Below are 18,830 nucleotides of genomic sequence, written 5' to 3'. Positions count from 1 at the left end.
TCAGCCGCTTCAGGCAAGCGCCTTTAAAACATGGGCGACCAGCGTCCGCGGCAGGAGAACCGGCCTTTTTGTGACAGACTGTACCAGCGCTTTCATTTCTTCCGTGTAGCCGATGCAGTCGAGGACGATGAGATCTGCCTCCTCCGGAAGTGTTCTGGCGGCCGTCTCGACGCCTGAGAGCCCCTCATAAGGGGAGGCGGCCGCCACGAAAACGCGGCTCGTGACCTGCGACCATTTTTCCGTCATCTGGCAGATCTGTGCCGGCGACGGTGTCAGCACTCCCAGCCGGCAGCCGGGATAGACGGCAGGCACCATGGCAGTCAGGATCCGGTTCGGAAAGATTAACGGAACTTTTGAGCGAAAGTTCTCCGGAAATTCTCCGGTGCATAAAAAGACAATCATGGAGACGCCGTCGTTTTCCAGGGCGCCGATACAGTCCTGGAGCCTTGAAAGGATGTGGGATTCGCCGAAGGTTACGGAGCTTCCGTCCGTGAGCCGGGAGACGAGCACGTGATCGTCTGCGGCCGGAACGAAGGCCTCGATTTCTTTCCGCGTAAGCCCGTCCAGGCCGCCCATTTGAATTAGGGAAATGGAATCCCCAAGGATCGGCAGCATTTCAGGGGTCAGATCTGTCCGCGGCGACTGCCCGACGGTTATGGCACCGATTTTAATCATTTGAAACAGCTCCTTTCCGAACCTTTATTAACTTCTGGCGGCGCCGTCCACGGAGAGGATTTCACCGCTCACATATGCGGCCATGTCGCTTGCCAGGAATAAAAAGGCGTTGGCGACGTCCTCCGGTGTCCCGATGCGTCCCAGAGGGATTGTGGCGATCAGGGGTTTAATCATTTCGTCCGGGAGAGCTTTTACCATATCAGTCTCCGTTACGCCGGGAGCCACGGCGTTGACGCGGATCCCGTCACGGCCGAGCTCTCTTGCCAGGGATTTCGTGATGCCGTTGACGGCAAACTTGCTGGCCGGGTAGCCAACGCCGGACGGCTGGCCGTAAAGGGAGACCATGGAGCTGGTGTTGATAATGACGCCGCCGCCCTGTTTCTTCATGAGCTTTGCCGCCGCCTGGGAGGCATAGAGGATGGAGAGCACGTTGAGATCCATGATTTTCCGGAAGTCGGCGGGATCGTAGTCATAGAGCGGCGTGCTCTGGGAAATTCCTGCATTGTTGACTAAAATATCCAGGGAGCCGCAGGTTTCCTGCACCTGTCTTAAGGCATCTGCAATTTCTTCCGGGTTTTTCAGATCCGGCCACATCCCATTGACCTTCCAGTCCGGGTTGATTTCTTTTAAGGAAGCCACGGCGGCAGCGGCCGTTTCTTTTTTCGAGCCGAATAAAACGACGCGAGCACCGTTTTCCAGATATTTCTTTGCAACTGCGTAGCCGATTCCTCTCGTGCCGCCGGTGATGACGGCTGTTTTTCCGTTCAGTAACATGGGCATACCTCCTGTTTTCCTGTGATTTTCCGTTCTGTTTTCAAGATACAGTCCTATGGTTCCGTAAAGAATACGGAACTATTCGTTCCTTTCTTTGATTGTAACAGATTTTTCCATGACTGGCACGTATTTTTGAATAAAATTTCCTCAACCAATCGTCGGCCGGAACATATCTTAAAAATAGAACAGGGAATCAGAAAGGAGTCTTCCTTTTGAATCATATGAGAACAGTGATTATTGATGCAGGCCACGGCGGAAGCGACCCGGGGGCCGTCTATAACGGAAGGCAGGAGAAGGACGATGCCCTCCAGCTTGCCTTCGATCTGGGCAGTGCCCTGGAGCGCCGGGGGATCCGGGCGGAGTTTACAAGGGTGACGGACGATTACGATTCGCCACAGGAGAAGGCGGACATCGCAAACCGCTCGGACGCGGACTTTTTTGTCTCCATACACCTGAATGCCATGCCGGAGCCAAATACGGCGTCAGGAGTGGAAAACCTCGTGTATTCCGATAAGGGGCTTGCAGGGCTTCTGGGCCGGAATATCGGCGAAGCGCTGGCGTCGGTGGGATGGACGGATCTCGGCGTAAAGGAGCGGCCGGGGCTTGTGGTACTCAGAAAAACACGGATGCCGGCTGTACTGATTGAGGCCGGATTTCTCGATAATGACAGGGACAATGAATTTTTCGACGCGAACCTGGCTGCGACGGCCGACGCCATCGCCGACGGGATTCTCCGTACCTTCGAGCAGCGCGACCAGATGGAGGCCGGTGAGGAGCCGGGCTTTTATATGGTGCAGACCGGCGTTTTCCGTGTGCGGGCGTTTGCGGACCGGGAACTTTCCAGACTGCGGGCCCAGGGGTTCCCGGCTTTCCTCGTGGCAAAAAACGGGCTGTTTTATGTGCGGGCCGGCGCTTTTAAACAGCTTGACAATGCTGTGCGGATGGAACGGGAGTTAAGAAACCTTGGCTACAACACGGTCATCATCCAGTCTTAGGAGGAAAGGCGCGCCTGTCCTTGCAAATTCCTTGAAAATACGCTAAAATATAGACTGCCGCCGGTATATGGGAATTCCGGCCGGCGGCAGAAGAATGAGAGACAGGAGAAATACGGATGACAGAGAGAAAAATCCGCGCAGTGATATTTGATATGGACGGCGTCATCGTGGACAGCGAATTTGTGTACAACCAGTATCTGCTGGCGTTTGCGAAGACGAAAAATCCGGCAGTGACGATGGAACAGATCAATCCCATGGTGGGTTTAAGCCGTAAAGATAGCTGGAGCGTCATGGCAAAGGCGGTGTCAAATGGCCAGACATGGGAAGAATTAAGGGATGAGTTTTCGGCGCTCGACGTGTACAGCGGCGTCAATTATAGAGAAATTTTCCGCCAGGAGGCCATGACGGCTGCCGTGGAATTAAAAAAGCGCGGCTATCTTGTGGCACTGGCATCGTCGACAGGGCCGGAGCTGATTGCCAGGATTATTGAGGAAACCGGGATGCGCCCGTTTTTTGATCTGGTTGTCAGCGGAAAGCAGTTTAAACAGAGCAAGCCGAACCCGGAGATTTACCACTATACGGCAAAGACCCTGGGCGTGCCGGAAGAGGAGTGCTTCGTCATCGAGGATTCCACGGTGGGAATCGAGGCGGCCAAGCGCGCCGGCATGACGGTGGCGGCATTAAAGGATGACAGGTTCGGCTTTGACCAGAGCCTGGCCGACATCCATGTGGGGCGGATTGACGAAATCCTTTCCTATCTGTAAAGGCGGTGGAAACGATGGATGAAGAACGGATTGTGCTCTGCGGGGCGAATTCTTACGAGCAGAAATATTATTTTAACGAAACCTTTAAGGCGCTGCCGGAGCATATAAAAAAGGAGCTTCAGATTCTCTGCGTGCTGTTTACGGAGGACGTGGGCGGAATCCTGACGCTGGAATTTGAGCCGGATGGGACGCTGGAGTTCCGGGTGCAGGCAGATGAGAATGATTATCTATTTGATGAGATCGGCAGCGGATTAAAGATCAGGCAGTACCAGCGGGAAAAGCGGGAGCTTTTGGAGGCGCTGGAACTGTACTACCGCGTGGTATTCCTGGGAGATAAACTGGAGGGGATTACGGATGAAGAAGAGTAAAAAGGCATGTCTGGCTCTTGCGGCGGCGGTTTTTACGGCGGGAAGCGCGCTGTCCGTCTCTGCGGCTGTCTGCGGCTGTCCTTACGGAAGCGGTGAACTTAGCGGGCCGGATGGCGGAGGCAGGTGTACCTGCCTGGAAAACCAGGGGCCTAACGGCTCCGGCGTCTGTGTGTGCAGTGAAAACACGTACGGCAGCTATTATAATAACTATAATTACAATTACAACTATGGCGGACGGCCGGAAAACAACCCGGCTTACGACAACGGCTGGACGGGCGGCGGCCCCGGCGATATGGGGACAAACCCGGAAGGAAACGACGGTTCCTGGGAGGACGACCAGTATTCCGGCGGCCCCGGCTCCTCCGATGCCCAGGAACAGTTAAAGATTGAGGAGAATACCTACTATATTTTCGGGGATCCCTGCACGTCCGGAACCTGGGAACAGCAGGCGGACGGGAGCTGGAAGCTTAAGAAGGAAGACGGAAACTATGTTTCGAGCCAGTGGGCAAAGCTTGGGGGCGCGACGTACCTGATCGACCCATACGGCACCATGCTCACGGGGTTCCAGCGCGTCAACGGAAGCTGGTATTATTTTAACAGTGTCGGCGCCATGCAGACAGGCTGGCTTTTAAAGGACGGGAAATATTATTTCCTTAATTCCGACGGAACTATGGTGTTCGGCTGGTTTAACACCCAGGGGAACTGGTATTATATGGACAAGTCCACCGGAGCCATGCTGACGAATACCTACACGCCTGACGGGCGCTATGTGAACGTAGAGGGAGTTCTTGTGTCATGAGGCTTGCTATCGGAAACGTGGAGCTGGAAAACAACGTGATTCTGGCGCCCATGGCCGGCGTTACGGATCTGCCGTTCCGGCTCCTTTGCAGGGAGCAGGGCTGCGGTCTTGTGTGCATGGAGATGGTGAGCGCAAAGGCAGTGCTCTATAAAAACAGGAATACGAAGGAGCTTTTGGAGGTTCATGAAAAGGAACGGCCGGTATCCCTCCAGCTTTTCGGCTCCGATCCGGAGATTATGGCGCAGATTGCGGCGGAGCTGGAGGACGGGCCCTACGATATCATCGACGTGAACATGGGGTGCCCTGTGCCAAAGATCGTGAAAAACGGCGAGGGCTCGGCGTTAATGAAAAATCCGAAGCTTGTGGAGGCGATTCTTTCGGCTATGGTGCGGGCCGTGAAAAAGCCGGTGACGGTGAAAATCCGGAAAGGCTTTGATGATAATTCGGTCAATGCGGTGGAGATTGCGAAGATCGCCGAGGCCTGCGGCGTCTCCGCCGTGGCTGTCCATGGAAGGACAAGGGAGCAGTATTATTCGGGAAAGGCCGACTGGGACATTATCCGGAGAGTGAAGGAAGCCGTGAAAATCCCGGTCATCGGAAACGGCGACGTGTTTTCCCCGGAGGATGCAGAGCGTCTTTTAAGGGAAACCGGCTGTGACGGGATCATGGTGGCCCGCGGCGCCAAGGGAAATCCATGGATTTTTGGGCGCATCCGGGAGTATCTTGACACCGGAATCCTGCCGGAAAAGCCCTCGAAGGAGGAGGTCAAAGCCATGATCCTGCGCCACGGTGAGCTGATGCTCTCATTTAAGGGCGAGTTTGCCGGCATGCGGGAGATGAGAAAGCACGTGGCCTGGTACACGGCCGGCTATCCCAATTCGGCGGCTCTGAGAAATGACATCAATGCTGTGGAGACTATGGATGAGCTGTGCGAGTTGATTGAGAGACGGCTGTAAAAAAGGAGAGAAGAAATGGGGCGGGAGAATTTTTCCCCGCTCTTTTTATGTGATAGTCCCAAATCCTTGTGTGTCCCCTCATTCAATATCATGTGAGAAGTTTTTTCAAAAACTTTTCCTATGACTTAACATGGACAGAGGATGAAAAATGCCAATATCAAAGACGAGCCAGGGATTGATTTTCTGATTTACTTTCTGCTATAATGGTCTAAAAGGGGACTATACGATGAAAGAATTAAACAGACCCAAAAACTTAAAACGCTTCTATCTTGCATGGCAGAGATTAAACCATGTATATGAGGAGTATGCAAAGGAACATGATTTGACCTATATTTCCATGTTTGTCTTACAGTTGATTGACGACGGGACGACGCAAAAGGAAATATGTGACACGCTGTATTTTCCAAAACAGACAGTCAACAAAGTAATCCTCTCTTTTGAGAAGAAAGGATATATAACATTAGTGGAAAATCCCGACGACAGACGCGCCCGTTCTATCATGTTGACGAAAAAGGGACGGCTATTTCAAGGGCAAGTCGTTTCCCATATTGAAAAGGCAGAATTAGAAACTTTTGCTTCTTTGACAGAGCCGGAACAGCAGATTATGACAGACCTCTGGGAGAAATATACCGCCACATGTATATCCAAAATCAAAGGGATTTAAGCATTTCAGAATGGAGGAAAGCACATGAAAAAATTAGGTTTTGGGCTTATGCGCCTGCCGCTTGTAAACGACGATTTTGCACAGCCGGATAAGAAACAGCTATGTGATATGATTGACCTGTTTCTTGAAAAAGGATTTCAATATTTTGATACGGCGTGGTTTTATCACAACGGGCAATCGGAAGCCGCCGTGAAAGAGTGCCTTACAGATCGTTATCCCCGTTCTGCTTTTCTGCTTGCAGATAAAATGCCCCTTGTTCTTATCCGCGAAGAGAGCGAGCTGGAGGAATATTTCACAACGCAGCTTGCGCGGTGCGGCGTTGACTACTTCGACTACTACCTAATTCATGATATGGGCGGCAACCGCCGCAAGACAGCAGAAGATACCCATGTTTTTGAGTTCCTTGCCGAGAAGAAAAAGGCCGGTCTTGTAAAGCATATCGGATTTTCATTCCATGATACCGCAGATGTTCTGGACGGGATTTTGACAGAACACCCGGAAGTGGATTTCGTCCAAATACAACTGAATTATCTTGACTGGGAAAACGACACAATCCAAGCGCGCAAATGTTATGAAACTGCAAAAAGGCATGGGACGCCCGTTATTGTCATGGAGCCTGTTAAAGGCGGGACACTTGCCAATATCCCGCAGGAAGCAGAAAATCTGTTCCGAGCCTATCGTCCCGATCTGTCTGCTGCTTCATGGGCCATCCGCTTTGCGGCAAGCCATGAAAATGTGATGTTGGTTTTGAGTGGTATGAGTAATCTGGAACAGGTCAAAGATAACCTGTCTTATATGGAAAACTTCACACCGTTTGCAGAGGAAGAATATGCGCTGGTTCAAAAAGCGGCAGACATCATCAATAGCAGCATTGCCATACCTTGTACAGGCTGTGCCTATTGTATCAACAAATGTCCGAAAAACATAGCAATACCAAAATACTTTGCTCTCTACAATGCGGATATGCAGGAGCTTGCAACAAAGGCGTGGACTGCTCAAACAATGCTGTATAGCCATTTTTCAGAGCAGTTTGGAAAAGCAGGCGATTGTATCGAGTGTGGGCGATGTGAAAAAATGTGTCCGCAGCATCTTCCCATCCGGGAGTGGGTTAAAAAAGTTGCCGACAGATTTGAGGGAAGGCACACCGCATGAAAATCCTGACAATCTGCGGAAGCCTGCGTTTCTCGGATGAAATGAAAAGGATGGCTTTCGAGCTGGCAGCAATTCGTGGATACAATGTTTTATCCTGCATGTATAATGAAGACCATTTGGAACTTTCGCCGGAGATGTGTGACAACCTTTCAAAGGCGCATTTCAAAAAGATCGACCTGAGCGACGTGGTATATATCATGGACGTGGACGGCTATATCGGCGAATCCACAATGAAGGAAATCGAATACGCGAAAAGCCGCGGCAAAGTTCTCCTGTTTTACAGTGACGAAAAACAGGAAGCAGAGCCCGGCAGCCTCAAACAATAGAAAACAGAAAGAATTGCGCCGCCCGGCAGGAGGGCTTTTGCTCCTTGCCGGGTGGCGCGCATGTTTAGAATCTATTTCCCCATTTTTCTCTGCACAAACTTCACAATCTCCATAATCGGAATAATCAGGACGGCGAGAAGCAGCGCTGCGAGATATTCCTTCAGGTCAATGGGCGTGAAGGAGAAGGCGTTCGCAAGGAACGGGATTTCGATGACGGCTGTCGTCAGCACCAGGGAGACGGCCATGGCGCCGTAGAGAAAGACGTTCCTGGTCTTCATGGCAAAGAGCGAACCGCGGCGGCTTCTCATGTTGAGGGAATGGCAGATTTCCACCATGGACAGCGTAAGGAAGGCCATGGTCGTGCCGTCGGGACTGTCCACAAATTCCCAGACGCCGCTTTCCATATAGTGCCCCAGCAGGTAAGACGCCATGACGAGGACGGTGACAACGGCGCCCTGGAAGAACACGTCAAAGCCCATGCCGCCGGCAAAAATCCCCTCCTTCGGGTCTCTCGGCGGCTGATCCATGATGTCGGATTCCGGCTTTTCCATGCCCAGGGCCAGAGCCGGGAAGCAGTCGGTAATCAGGTTGATCCACAGAAGATGCACCGGCTTTAAAATCGTGAACCCGATGAGCGTCGCAAAGAAGATGGAGAGCACCTCGGCCAGGTTGGAGGCCAGAAGGAACTGGATGGCCTTGCGGATGTTGGCGTAGATCCGGCGCCCTTCCTCAACGGCAGAGACGATGGTGGCGAAATTGTCATCGGCTAACACCATGTCAGCCACATTTTTCGTCACATCGGTGCCGGTGATTCCCATGCCGATGCCGATGTCGGCACTTTTGATGGACGGTGCGTCGTTGACGCCGTCTCCGGTCATGGCCGTAATCATGCCCTTCTTCTTCCAGGCATTTACGATGCGTACCTTGTGTTCCGGCTGGACACGGGCGTAGACGGAATAGCGTTCGATGTCGTTATAAAACTGCTCATCGTCCATTTCGTTTAGCATGGCGCCGGTGATGGCCTGGGACGGATCGTGAATGATACCGAGTTCCATAGCGATGGCGGCGGCCGTGTCTTTATGGTCGCCGGTAATCATGATGGGGCGGATCCCGGCGCGCCGGCATTCGCCGATGGCGGCTTTTACTTCCGGGCGCACCGGGTCAATCATGCCGGAGAGGCCGAGATACGTGAGGCCGCATTCCAGCGTCTCCGGAGAGGGATTGGAAGGAAGGGAGTCCCATTCCCTCTGGGCGGCGCAGAGGACGCGCAGGGCACGGTCAGCCATGTCTTTGTTGTCCTTTAAAGCCGCATTTCGGATTTCCTCGGTCATGGGGACGGTTTTTCCGTCCACAAGGGCCATCGTACACCGTTTTAAGACTTCGTCAGGAGCACCTTTCGTAAACTGGATGAAATTACCGTCAGGCATTTTATGAACCGTGGACATCATTTTCCGCATGGAATCAAAAGGCGCTTCGGCCACGCGGACGTATTCTCTTGAAAGTTCCTTTTTCGGCAGGCCATTCTTTTCCGCATCGTTTACAAGGGCGCATTCTGTCGGTTCGCCCACGGCATACCCGGCTTCCCCGTCAAATTCTGCATCAGAACAGAGGGCCATGGCTGTCATGAGGCGTTTCTGGTCAGAGCAGGAGTGGGCAGTGACAGTCATCCGGTTCTGGGTCAGAGTTCCGGTTTTGTCGGAACAGATAATCTGGGTGCAGCCCAGGGTTTCCACAGCCGTCAGCTTTCTTATGATGGCGTTCCGCCTGGACATGTTGGTGACGCCGATGGAGAGCACGATGGTGACAACGGCGGCGAGGCCTTCCGGGATGGCGGCCACAGCCAGGGAGACGGCCACCATGAACGTATTTAAGATGGTGCCGCCGGTGATCCCTTCGGGGCCTGCCTGGGCGCGGAAGAGGCCGACAGCAAAGATGACGGCACAGATGCCGAGGACAAGCACGGTGAGGAGTTTGCTTAACTGGTTCAATTTTAGCTGAAGCGGCGTTTCCTCGTCCTGGGCTTTTGCAAGGGCATCAGCGATTTTTCCCATCTCCGTATCCATGCCGGTCTGGGTGACGACGGCCTTCCCGCGGCCATAGACGACAGTGGAGCCCATGTACATCATATTTTTCCGGTCGCCGAGCGCCACATCCTTTTCTCCGTTAAGGTTCAAAAGGTCAGCGATTTTCCCAACAGGCACAGACTCGCCGGTGAGGGCGGCTTCCTCGATTTTCATGCTGGCGCTTTCGATGATGCGGCCGTCGGCCGGCACGGAATCTCCGGCTTCCAGAAGGACGATGTCGCCGGGCACCAGCTCCTCACTTTTTAAAATCACGGTCTTTCCGTCCCTTAGAACCTTGCTGGTGGCAGCGGCAATTTCCTGGAGCGCGGCGATGGCCGCCTCAGCCTTGCTTTCCTGGACGACGCCCAAAACGGCGTTGATGACGACGACAAGCAGGATGATGATGACGTCGGCAAAGGACTCGCCCTCAAAATATGCGGTGATGCCGGAAATGACGGCGGCGGCCAGGAGAATCAGGATCATCGGATCGGCCAGCTCATCCAGGAAACGCTTAAAAAGGGACTCCTTTTTCCCTTCGGCCAGCCGGTTTTTCCCGTATTTCTGAAGCCGGCTTTCGGCCTCTTTGGAAGACAGGCCTTCGGACGTGGTCTTCTGGTTTTCCAGAACGTCGCGGATGCTTGACAGATATTCTTTCATGTCAGGTTCCTCCTTTTCATTTCTAAGGTTTTCCAGCGGGAGCAGAAGCCATACACAGAAGCCTTTCCGGTGGAATAAAAAAAGACCTACCAGATCCGAAAATCTGGTAAGTCTCGTCATCCAAAGCAGGCCAGGAATAAATCCAGAGATGTTGACATGCTGCACAGGAAAGCTTCCGTGCCGACTACTCCCTTACTGGTATTAAACGTATCATGTTTTTTCTGCTCTGTCAATGGGGAACCAAAGTCTTTAGCGCTTATTTTGCAAACAGAAAGAGGGGGCTGCGCTGGCAGCCCCCGGGACAAGTTCCTATTTGATTACATGGATCCAGCCTTCCGGCGCCTCGATGCGTCCCATCTGGATTCCTGTCAAGGTATCGTAGAGCTTCTGGGTGATCGGGCCCATCTTCTCCATGCCGCTTGGCATTAAGATTTCCTTTCCGTGGTCGACGATCTTTCCGACCGGGGAGACGACGGCAGCCGTGCCGCAGAGGCCGCACTCGGCGAAGTCCTTGACCTCGGCAAACGGAACCTCACGCTCTTCCGTCTTGAGGCCGAGATAATGCTCTGCCACATAGAGGATGGAGCGGCGCGTGATGGACGGCAGGATCGTGGAGGACTTCGGAGTTACGACGGTGTTATCCTTTGTGACGAAGATAAAGTTGGCGCCGCCGGTTTCCTCCACATACGTTCTCGTGGCAGAATCTAAGTACATGTTCTCGTCAAAGCCCTGGTTGTGGGCATCCACGATGGCGTAAAGGCTCATGGCGTAGTTGAGGCCGGCCTTTACATGGCCTGTTCCATGGGGGGCCGCACGGTCATAGTCGCAGACGCGGATGGTGATCGGCTTTGCGCCGCCCTTAAAATACGGGCCCACCGGCGTCGTGAAGGTGCGGAACTGGTACTCGCTTGCCGGTTTTACGCCGATGACCGGGTTTGTCCCGAACATGTAGGGGCGGATATAGAGGGTTGCGCCGGAGCCGCAAGGCGGAACGAAGTCAGCGTTTGCCTCCACAACCTTCGTGACTGCGTCGACAAAGCGCTCCTTCGGGAATACCGGCATCTCCAGCCTCTTTGCGGAGTTTTCCATGCGCTCTCCGTTTAAGTCGGGACGGAAGGTAACGATATGGCCGTCCTCGGTCGTATAGGCCTTCAGGCCTTCAAAGCAGGTCTGTGCGTACTGAAGGACACCTGCACACTCATTTAATACAATGTTCTCATCGGTCGTCAGGCCGCCCTCATCCCAGGCGCCGTTTTTGAAATTGGAAACATATCTGTAATCGGTCTTAATGTAGCCGAAGCCCAGATTTGCCCAGTCGATGTTCTGTTTTCCCATAGGAAATTCCTCCAATCTGCCGGCTTTCGGCCGGCCTGTACTGTTCCGCAGGGTATGGCGGAACTTTTTTCATATCCAGGTTATCCGTGGGTCAGGATTCCGGAAAGATTACGTTCATTATATAAACTTCTTTCCCATCCTGCAAGTTCTTTTCGGTAAAATTTTCAAAAAAATGTTGGATTCGGGCGAGAAAAATGATACAATATAAAGTCAGGTTATGAAATCTATTCCCGGGCGGAAAGACAGGGGCCCGGGGCAGCGGAAAACAGAACAGAAAGGAAGGAATCTATGGGACATCTTACGACGAAGGACGCATACAAAAGCCTGGAAGAGCGGATCAACTGGTTTACCCAGGGGGCACCGGCTTCTGAGACATTCTATAAAATTTTGCAGGTACTGTTTACGGAAAAGGAAGCCAGGGTCATGGCGCTTCTTCCTGTCCGGCCGTTTACCATCAAGCGGGCGGCAAGGATCTGGAATACCTCGGAGGCAAAGGCAGAAAAGGTGCTGGACCAGCTCTGCGAAAAGGCGCTTTTGGTGGACTCGGAGCATAACGGCGTCAGGAAATTCGTAATCCCGCCGCCCATGGCCGGCTTCATCGAGTTTGCCCTCATGCGGACGCGTGGAGACATCGACCAGAAATACTTAAGCGAACTCTACTACCAGTATATGAATGTGGAAGAGGATTTCGTAAAAGACCTTTTCTATGCCACAGAGACGAAGCTTGGCCGCGTCTACGTCCAGGAGCCGGTGCTCACCAACGAGCACATGAATCACATTTTAGACTATGAGCGGGCCAGCCATATCGTAGAGGAAGCCGACTACATCGGCCTTGGCCTCTGCTACTGCCGCCATAAGGCCTACCATGCCGGACATCCCTGTGAGATTGACGCGCCCTGGGACGTCTGCCTGACCTTTGGGAACGTGGCAAGGTCCCTGGCCGAGCACGGCGGCCATGCGAAGCTCATTTCCAAGGCGGAGGCCATGGACGCGCTGGAGCGTTCCTATGCGGCAAACCTGGTGCAGATCGGCGAGAACGTGAGGGAGAACCCGGCTTTTATCTGCAACTGCTGCGGCTGCTGCTGCGAGGCGCTTCAGGCGGCAAGGCGGTTTGCCCCGATGCAGCCGGTGGCCACCACCAACTACATGCCGGAAATCGGCGAAGAGGGCTGTGTCGGCTGCGGGAAATGCGAGAAGGTATGTCCGGTGCTTGCGATTACCATGAAAGAGGATGAGACGACCCATAAAAAGCGCCCGGTCATCAACAAGGAAATCTGCCTCGGCTGCGGTGTCTGCGCGAGGAACTGCCCGACGAAGACCATCGTCTTAAAACGCCGGCCGATCCAGATCATCACGCCGGTCAACAGCACCCACCGCTTCATTTTGCAGGCTATCGAAAAGGGTACGCTCCAGAACCTGGTATTCGACAACGAGGCCTTTGCGAACCACCGCGCCATGGCGGCCATGTTCTCGGTGATTTTAAATCTCCCGCCGGTGAAGCAGGCGCTGGCAAGCAAGCAGTTTAAGTCCATTTATCTGGACAAGCTCCTGTCCAGCCAGGTAAATAAAAGCCGGGAGAAGGCGGCAAAAGCAAAAGAGCAGCAGTAGGAGGCAGGGCCCATGAAAAAGAGAAGATATAAGACATGGTTTGCAGGGGTATTTGTGACGGCAGCGCTTTTATTCGGCACGGCGTTTTCCGCCTCTGCCGCCGAAGAAGCCCCTGTCGGGCCGGGATGGGAATGAGAAGAAAAAGAGCCCCAGGCAGAAGACGTGATCCTGGTGGAAGTCCCGGATCCGGAAGAAAGTGCGGCGGAAGTGACCTATTATAAAAACGGAGAGGCCGTCTTTTCCGTGCCAGGCCTCATCGGGCGCGCGGGCCTCGCTTCCCCGGAGGAGAAAAAAGAGGGCGATAAAAAGACGCCTTCCGGAACTTACGGCTTTGTCATGGCGTTCGGGATAAAAGAAGATCCCGGCTGCGCCATGGGATACCGCCAGGTAAAGGACGGCGACGTCTGGGTGGATGATCCGGAAAGCCGCTTTTACAACCGTTTCGCGGAAAATCAGGAGGCCGGAAAGGACTGGACATCGGCAGAGAATCTCGCCTCCATTTCTCCCTGGTACGACTACTGCCTGGCGTTGGATTACAACGAAGAACAGGTTCCGGGAAAGGGCTCTGCCATCTTTCTCCACTGCCTTACGGACGGCGATCAGTACACCTCCGGCTGCATTTCCATTCCCGAGGAAAACATGGAAACGCTCCTTGTCTCCATCGGTGAACATGCAGAAATCGTAATCCGGCAGGCAGAGTAAAATCAGGAAGGAAATCCGCATGGAAACAGAAAAACGATATCCGATTCATTACGCATGGTTCATCCTGGCTGGCTGCTGCGCGCTTCAGGGCGGGAGCCTCGGGCTTCTCCACAACTGTGCCGGCGTCTTTTATTCTCCGGTCTGTCAGGAGCTTGGCTTTGAGATGGGGCAGCTTTCCTCCTACCGGATGCTTTATTCGGTGAGCCTGGCCCTGGCGATGCCGTTGGCGGCAAAATGGCTCGGCAGGTACCCTGTCCGGGCCGTCATCACCGCGGCGGCCGCCGTCATGGGCGGATGTGCACTCCTCATGGGCATGGCGCAGGAGCTGTGGCACTGGTACGCGGTCGGGCTGATCCAGGGGATCGCCTCGGCGTTTCTCTGCTTTATCCCGGCGCCGATTCTGCTCTCCAACTGGTTCCATAAAAAATGCGGCCTGGCTGTGGGCATTTCCGCCGCGTTTTCCGGCCTTGTTGGCATGATCGGAAGCGCCGCCCTCGGCTTTATCATCCCGTCCTTCGGCTGGCGTGCCGGATATGTTTTCTCCGGTGTTCTGGCGATTATTCTAATTCTGCCGTTTTCTCTTTTCGTGTTCCGGTACCGGCCGGAGGATATGGGGCTTTTGCCTTATGGAAGCGGGGAAGAAAAAGAAGAAGCCGCAGAGGAAGAGAAAAGCGAAGAAAATGGAAAGAAAGCCGGCCTTTCGGCCCTTTTGAGGCAGCCGGTCTTTTACGCCGCCCTTGGCGCCCATGCCGCATCGACGGCCAGCGGCTGTTTAAACACATTCCTTACGCCCTGCGGCCTGGCTGCGGGCCTCACGATGACGGTTTCGGCCATGCTTACATCCCTGTCTCTTTTCGGCAACATGGCAAGCAAGCTGCTTTTGGGGAGAGCCAGCGATTCCATCGGCGCCGTCCGGGCCTTCCTTTTGTCGGCTGCCATCGCCATGGCCGGACATGCGCTGCTGCTCACCGGCATTTCCTGGGCTATCCCGGCAGGCGCCCTGCTTTACGGCGTGACCCTTCCGGTGTCGTCGGTGATGGTTCCGCTGTTCTGCCGTCTTTACTGGAAGGGCGATGCCTACGGAGAGGCGTTTTCCTACATATCCATGGCAGGTATGCTGCTGTCGTCGCCGTTTAATGCGCTGTTCGGCCGCCTCTACGACATGACCGGCGGGTACAGCCTCACGATTTTGGTGAGCCTGGGATTGATGGCCCTGGCCTTTGTGCTGGTGCTTCTGCCCGGAAAAGCCGGGAAAGGAAAGCACGTGGGCTAGGGGATTACACAGTGATCCGAGGCCAGCCGGATGAAGGCGGACATCTCCCGCGTCACCCATTTGTCCTTGTGGTAGAGAAGCTGGCGCCAGATCCGCATGTGAAAGCCGTTTACCGGCAGGACGGCCAGCTCTCCTGAATTTAAAAAGGGACGCACGGAAAACTCCGGGAGGAACGAAAAACCGGAGCCGGAGAGAAGGAGCCGGATGATGAATTCCGTGTTCCCGATCTCTAAGAAGGGTTCGATTTTTAAATGGCGGGACGCCAGGTACTGATCGAGAACGAATCGGTAGCTGGCGTCTTTTTCCGTCAGGATGAAGGGGCTGGCGATCACGTCCTCAAGGGCCAGCTTCTTCCTTTTCGCATAGGGATGCGCCGCGGGGGCCACGAAAACGACCTCCTCCGGCTCCTCGAACACCTTCACCCACTTCTGGTCGTACATCCGCTTGTCGAGGAGGTACACCAGGTCGATGGCATTTTTGTTCATGCGGTCTAAGAGCACATCCGGGGAATCCAGGACGATGTTTACGCTGACCTTCGGATAAAGGCTGTGGAATTTTGACAGAAGCTCCGGGAAGATGGACGCGCAGATGGATTCGATGGTGCCGATGGTTAAACGCCCGGTCAGTTCCCTGCTTCCGCAGACGGCGTCCCTGGCGCATGCCAGGTCCCGCATGACTGAAGACGCGTATTCATAAAAGATGGTTCCCTGATGGGTCAGCACGGTCTGTTTCCCGATGCGGTCAAAAAGGTGGGTGCCCAGCTCCTCCTCAAGCTGCTTGACCTGGATGGTGACGGCGGCCTGGGAATAGCCGAGCTCCTTCGCAGCGCGGGAAAAGCTGTTTAACTGGGCGACCTTTAAAAACGTCCGGATCTCTCGAAGCTCCATGGTACCTGCCTTTCATACTTAAAAAAAATTAAACAATGTCATAAAAACATTAAATTTTACTTTTGCTTTTTTCTATGGTACAGTAATCTAAAAAAGAAATCAAGTCGAAACGTGTGGAAATCAGAAGAAAAAACGCAGAGAAGGGGAAAGATAACATGGAAAAGACAAATGCAAAGTACAGCGCCTACATCCAGATTTTAAAAGAGGAGCTGCGCCCGGCCATGGGCTGCACAGAGCCGATTGCCCTGGCTTACGCCGGCGCCGTTGCGAGGCGTGTGCTTGGTGAGCTTCCGGAGCGTGTTCTCGTGGGAGCCAGCGGCAGCATCATTAAAAACGTAAAATCTGTCATCGTGCCGAACACCGACCACTTAAAGGGAATCCCGGCCGCAGCCGCAGCCGGCATCGTTGCAGGCGATCCGGACAAGGAGCTTGAGGTTATTGCCTCCGTATCCAAAGAGCAGATCGAGGCCATGAAGAAGTTTTTGAAGGAGACGGAAATCAAGGTAGAGCATGTGGATTCCGGCCTCACCTTCGAGATTGTCGTGACGCTTTATAAGGGAGACGACTATGCCAAGGTGCGGATCGTCAACTACCATACCAATATCGTGCTGATTGAGAGAAACGGCGAAATTATTAAGGAAGTGCCGGTAGACGGAGAGGGCGAAGAAGGCCTGACCGACAGGACGCTCCTTAATATGGAAGACATCTGGGATTTTGTCAACACCGTCGACGTGGAGGACATCCGGGAAGTCCTGACTCCGCAGATTGAGTGCAACATGGCAATCGCAGAAGAAGGCATGCGCGGCGAGTACGGCGCAAACATCGGAAAAGTCCTGCTGGAGATGAACGGAAACGACATCAAGACCAGAGCCCGCGCTTATGCGGCGGCCGGCTCCGATGCCCGCATGAACGGCTGTGAGCTGCCGGTTATCATCAACTCCGGAAGCGGAAACCAGGGCATTACCTCCTCGGTTCCGGTTATCGTCTATGCGAGAGAGTTAAACGTCGGTGAGGAGAAGCTTTACCGCGCGCTGGCTCTTTCTGACCTGACAACCATCCACCAGAAAACGCCGATTGGCCGTCTTTCCGCATACTGCGGCGCCGTCAGCGCAGGCGCAGGTGCAGGCGCTGCCATCGCCTACTTAAACGGCGGCGATTTCGAGGATGTCACAAGCACGGTTTCCAACGCAGTTGCCATTGTTTCCGGCATGATCTGCGACGGTGCGAAGGCCTCCTGTGCGGCCAAGATCGCTGAGGCTGTGGACGCCGGCATCATGGGCCATTACATGTATAAGAGGGGCCAGAATTTCTGCGGCGGCGACGGTATCGTCGGAGGCGGCATCGAAAAGACTCTTCAGAACGTAGGCCGCCTTGCAAAGCAGGGAATGAAAGAGACAAACGAAGTGATTTTAAATATCATGGTTGAGGAATAAAAGAATGATTGGGCCGCCGGTTTCGGCGGCCTGTTTTTTTGTAAGGGGAGCTTTTGTGGGGAGAGTCCTCCGGCCAGGCCGCCCGCGTCTTCATGTGGGCCGAAAAGAAAAACGGAAACAAAAAAAGACCTTTTTCAAGGTCTTCTTATTTTAGGGAGAGTGGCGCAGGCTAGGCCTGCGCCAATGATACTAGAAGCAATTTCCAGTATAGTGGAATTCCACTTCTAATATGTCCATTCACCTATATCATAATGCATGATTCGTGATTTGTCAAGATAAAAAGCAAAAAAAATTCAAGTTTTTTTGTTTTTTAGAAGCTGAATCAAATTGTAAAATATGAATAAAAAGTTTGTGAAAAAATAAATATAAAAGGGAAATATGCACAAATAAATTGACGGATTGCTCCGTTTGAATTAAGATAATGGTAGAGAGAAACGTGAAATAATATAAAACGTAAGGGGGGATGGCACGATGGACAGGAGAATCCGGATCATCACCGGCCATTACGGAAGCGGGAAAACCGAGTTCGCCCTCAATTATGCGAGGCGGCTGAAAAAAGAAGCCGAGCGGGTCATGCTGGCCGATCTTGATATTGTGAACGTCTATTTCCGTTCCAGGGAGCGGGCGGAACTCCTGGAAAAAGAGGGGATTGAAGTAATCGCTTCGAGCCTGCGCCAGGACAGCAGCGACATGCCGGCCTTATCTGCCAGGATCCGTGTCCCGTTTCTGGACAAACGCTGTCAGTGCGTCGTGGATCTCGGCGGAAGCGAGGCCGGGGCGGCAGTGCTTGGGCGGCTCAGGCCGGATATGGAACGGGAGGAGATCGACTTTTTTATGATCGTGAACGTGTTCCGGCCGGAAACCTGCGATGCGGCGGCGATCCTTAAGCAGAAAGAGAGCCTTGAGCGTGTCCTTGGCTTTCCCGTGACCGGCTTTGTGAACAATGCGAACCTGATCCATGAGACGGTGCCGGAGGACATTCTTCATGGCGACGCCGTTTTAAGGCAGGTGAGTAGGGAATGCGGCGTCCCCATCCGGTACACGGCCTGCATGTGCGGCGAAGTAAAGGGATGGGAGCAGTTATTGGGAGAAGTCTCGGGAGATTTTTTCCCGATGGAGTACCATATGAGGGCAGAATGGCTTTAAAACCGGAGAAAAGGAGGAAGATGCGATGGCAAACATAATCGTTACGGTCGACAGGGAAATGTGCAAGGGCTGCGGCTTATGTGTATCCGTCTGTCCGAAACATGTCCTGGAGATCGAAAAGGAAGCAGTAAATAAAAAGGGGTATTATCCGGCGGTGCCGGCCCGGCTAAACGACTGTATCGGCTGCATAAGCTGTGCCAGGATGTGCCCGGAGACAGCCATACGGATTGAAAAGGAAGAAACGGAGGGATAA

19 protein-coding genes are annotated in these 18,830 nt (G+C 53.6%); 14 read left to right on the top strand and 5 right to left on the bottom strand.

What is annotated here, in order from left to right:
* Positions 1-9 precede the first annotated feature (9 nt).
* Together KE531_01040 and KE531_01035 are read right to left on the bottom strand one after the other, a co-directional pair.
* The gene (locus tag KE531_01040) at positions 10-672 is read right to left on the bottom strand and encodes an AroM family protein (protein MBR9952217.1); all 663 of its coding nucleotides are present in this window, start codon (positions 670-672) and stop codon (positions 10-12) included.
* A 30-nt stretch (positions 673-702) separates the two neighbouring features.
* On the bottom strand, positions 703-1,449 hold the full coding sequence (locus KE531_01035; protein MBR9952216.1) for an SDR family oxidoreductase: 747 nt from the start codon (positions 1,447-1,449) through the stop codon (positions 703-705).
* 212 nt (positions 1,450-1,661) lie between these two features.
* On the opposite strand from KE531_01035, the gene KE531_01030 reads away from it, so the two are divergent.
* The 8 genes from KE531_01030 to KE531_00995 all read left to right on the top strand — a co-directional run bounded on the left by KE531_01030 (position 1,662) and on the right by KE531_00995 (position 7,473).
* Positions 1,662-2,444: an N-acetylmuramoyl-L-alanine amidase gene (locus KE531_01030; protein ID MBR9952215.1), complete on the top strand. Its 783-nt coding sequence runs from the start codon at positions 1,662-1,664 to the stop codon at positions 2,442-2,444.
* A gap of 116 nt (positions 2,445-2,560) precedes the next feature.
* The gene (locus KE531_01025) at positions 2,561-3,208 is read left to right on the top strand and encodes an HAD family phosphatase (protein MBR9952214.1); all 648 of its coding nucleotides are present in this window, start codon (positions 2,561-2,563) and stop codon (positions 3,206-3,208) included.
* Positions 3,209-3,222: 14 nt separating this feature from the next.
* A complete protein-coding gene (locus KE531_01020) occupies positions 3,223-3,576 on the top strand; it encodes a hypothetical protein (GenBank protein ID MBR9952213.1) in 354 nt (117 codons plus the stop codon).
* Positions 3,563-4,375, top strand: coding sequence for a hypothetical protein (locus KE531_01015; GenBank protein ID MBR9952212.1), 813 nt, complete (start codon positions 3,563-3,565; stop codon positions 4,373-4,375). Before KE531_01020 ends, KE531_01015 begins: the two co-directional genes overlap by 14 nt.
* Positions 4,372-5,331: a tRNA dihydrouridine synthase DusB gene (gene dusB, locus KE531_01010; GenBank protein MBR9952211.1), complete on the top strand. Its 960-nt coding sequence runs from the start codon at positions 4,372-4,374 to the stop codon at positions 5,329-5,331. The genes KE531_01015 and dusB overlap by 4 nt, the downstream gene beginning before the upstream one ends.
* A gap of 226 nt (positions 5,332-5,557) precedes the next feature.
* Complete coding sequence (locus KE531_01005) at positions 5,558-5,995, top strand: MarR family transcriptional regulator (GenBank protein MBR9952210.1); 438 nt, start codon at positions 5,558-5,560, stop codon at positions 5,993-5,995.
* Positions 5,996-6,019: 24 nt separating this feature from the next.
* Entirely contained in the window at positions 6,020-7,147 is a 1,128-nt protein-coding gene (locus KE531_01000; protein ID MBR9952209.1) for an aldo/keto reductase, read from the top strand.
* Positions 7,144-7,473 (top strand): hypothetical protein, encoded by a 330-nt coding sequence (locus KE531_00995; protein MBR9952208.1) that lies wholly within the window; start codon positions 7,144-7,146, stop codon positions 7,471-7,473. Before KE531_01000 ends, KE531_00995 begins: the two co-directional genes overlap by 4 nt.
* A gap of 71 nt (positions 7,474-7,544) precedes the next feature.
* Here the strand turns inward: KE531_00995 and KE531_00990 are convergent, their stop codons facing one another.
* Both KE531_00990 and KE531_00985 read right to left on the bottom strand, forming a co-directional pair.
* Positions 7,545-10,193 (bottom strand): cation-translocating P-type ATPase, encoded by a 2,649-nt coding sequence (locus KE531_00990; GenBank protein ID MBR9952207.1) that lies wholly within the window; start codon positions 10,191-10,193, stop codon positions 7,545-7,547.
* 309 nt (positions 10,194-10,502) lie between these two features.
* A complete protein-coding gene (locus tag KE531_00985; GenBank protein MBR9952206.1) occupies positions 10,503-11,528 on the bottom strand; it encodes a branched-chain amino acid aminotransferase in 1,026 nt (341 codons plus the stop codon).
* A 288-nt stretch (positions 11,529-11,816) separates the two neighbouring features.
* On the opposite strand from KE531_00985, the gene KE531_00980 reads away from it, so the two are divergent.
* The 3 genes from KE531_00980 to KE531_00970 all read left to right on the top strand — a co-directional run bounded on the left by KE531_00980 (position 11,817) and on the right by KE531_00970 (position 15,111).
* A complete protein-coding gene (locus tag KE531_00980; protein ID MBR9952205.1) occupies positions 11,817-13,136 on the top strand; it encodes a 4Fe-4S dicluster domain-containing protein in 1,320 nt (439 codons plus the stop codon).
* A gap of 162 nt (positions 13,137-13,298) precedes the next feature.
* Positions 13,299-13,838: a L,D-transpeptidase family protein gene (locus KE531_00975; GenBank protein MBR9952204.1), complete on the top strand. Its 540-nt coding sequence runs from the start codon at positions 13,299-13,301 to the stop codon at positions 13,836-13,838.
* Positions 13,839-13,857: 19 nt separating this feature from the next.
* Positions 13,858-15,111: an MFS transporter gene (locus tag KE531_00970; protein ID MBR9952203.1), complete on the top strand. Its 1,254-nt coding sequence runs from the start codon at positions 13,858-13,860 to the stop codon at positions 15,109-15,111.
* Here the strand turns inward: KE531_00970 and KE531_00965 are convergent.
* Complete coding sequence (locus tag KE531_00965; protein MBR9952202.1) at positions 15,108-15,998, bottom strand: LysR family transcriptional regulator; 891 nt, start codon at positions 15,996-15,998, stop codon at positions 15,108-15,110. The genes KE531_00970 and KE531_00965 overlap by 4 nt on opposite strands.
* A 155-nt stretch (positions 15,999-16,153) precedes the next feature.
* On the opposite strand from KE531_00965, the gene KE531_00960 reads away from it, so the two are divergent.
* From KE531_00960 to KE531_00950, 3 genes are all read left to right on the top strand, one after another.
* Positions 16,154-17,431, top strand: coding sequence for a serine dehydratase subunit alpha family protein (locus tag KE531_00960; protein ID MBR9952201.1), 1,278 nt, complete (start codon positions 16,154-16,156; stop codon positions 17,429-17,431).
* A 471-nt stretch (positions 17,432-17,902) separates the two neighbouring features.
* The gene (locus KE531_00955) at positions 17,903-18,577 is read left to right on the top strand and encodes an ATP-binding protein (protein ID MBR9952200.1); all 675 of its coding nucleotides are present in this window, start codon (positions 17,903-17,905) and stop codon (positions 18,575-18,577) included.
* 25 nt (positions 18,578-18,602) lie between these two features.
* Positions 18,603-18,830 carry a ferredoxin family protein gene (locus tag KE531_00950; GenBank protein MBR9952199.1) on the top strand — a complete coding sequence of 76 codons (228 nt, stop codon included), beginning with the start codon at positions 18,603-18,605 and terminating at the stop codon, positions 18,828-18,830.

Source organism: Eubacteriaceae bacterium Marseille-Q4139, assembly GCA_018223415.1.
Taxonomy (GTDB): Bacteria; Bacillota; Clostridia; order Lachnospirales; family Lachnospiraceae; genus CABSIM01.
This window is presented reverse-complemented; position numbering and strand designations above follow the sequence as displayed.

Excerpts from the sequence above, each read along its gene's own strand:
- KE531_01035 (MBR9952216.1), bottom strand. The coding sequence starts at position 1,449 with ATGTTACTGAACGGAAAAACAGCCGTCATCACCGGCGGCACGAGAGGA.
- KE531_01025 (MBR9952214.1), top strand. The coding sequence starts at position 2,561 with ATGACAGAGAGAAAAATCCGCGCAGTGATATTTGATATGGACGGCGTC.
- KE531_01020 (MBR9952213.1), top strand. The coding sequence starts at position 3,223 with ATGGATGAAGAACGGATTGTGCTCTGCGGGGCGAATTCTTACGAGCAG.
- KE531_01015 (MBR9952212.1), top strand. The coding sequence starts at position 3,563 with ATGAAGAAGAGTAAAAAGGCATGTCTGGCTCTTGCGGCGGCGGTTTTT.
- dusB (MBR9952211.1), top strand. The coding sequence starts at position 4,372 with ATGAGGCTTGCTATCGGAAACGTGGAGCTGGAAAACAACGTGATTCTG.
- KE531_01005 (MBR9952210.1), top strand. The coding sequence starts at position 5,558 with ATGAAAGAATTAAACAGACCCAAAAACTTAAAACGCTTCTATCTTGCA.
- KE531_01000 (MBR9952209.1), top strand. The coding sequence starts at position 6,020 with ATGAAAAAATTAGGTTTTGGGCTTATGCGCCTGCCGCTTGTAAACGAC.
- KE531_00995 (MBR9952208.1), top strand. The coding sequence starts at position 7,144 with ATGAAAATCCTGACAATCTGCGGAAGCCTGCGTTTCTCGGATGAAATG.
- KE531_00990 (MBR9952207.1), bottom strand. The coding sequence starts at position 10,193 with ATGAAAGAATATCTGTCAAGCATCCGCGACGTTCTGGAAAACCAGAAG.
- KE531_00985 (MBR9952206.1), bottom strand. The coding sequence starts at position 11,528 with ATGGGAAAACAGAACATCGACTGGGCAAATCTGGGCTTCGGCTACATT.
- KE531_00980 (MBR9952205.1), top strand. The coding sequence starts at position 11,817 with ATGGGACATCTTACGACGAAGGACGCATACAAAAGCCTGGAAGAGCGG.
- KE531_00970 (MBR9952203.1), top strand. The coding sequence starts at position 13,858 with ATGGAAACAGAAAAACGATATCCGATTCATTACGCATGGTTCATCCTG.
- KE531_00965 (MBR9952202.1), bottom strand. The coding sequence starts at position 15,998 with ATGGAGCTTCGAGAGATCCGGACGTTTTTAAAGGTCGCCCAGTTAAAC.
- KE531_00960 (MBR9952201.1), top strand. The coding sequence starts at position 16,154 with ATGGAAAAGACAAATGCAAAGTACAGCGCCTACATCCAGATTTTAAAA.
- KE531_00955 (MBR9952200.1), top strand. The coding sequence starts at position 17,903 with ATGGACAGGAGAATCCGGATCATCACCGGCCATTACGGAAGCGGGAAA.
- KE531_00950 (MBR9952199.1), top strand. The coding sequence starts at position 18,603 with ATGGCAAACATAATCGTTACGGTCGACAGGGAAATGTGCAAGGGCTGC.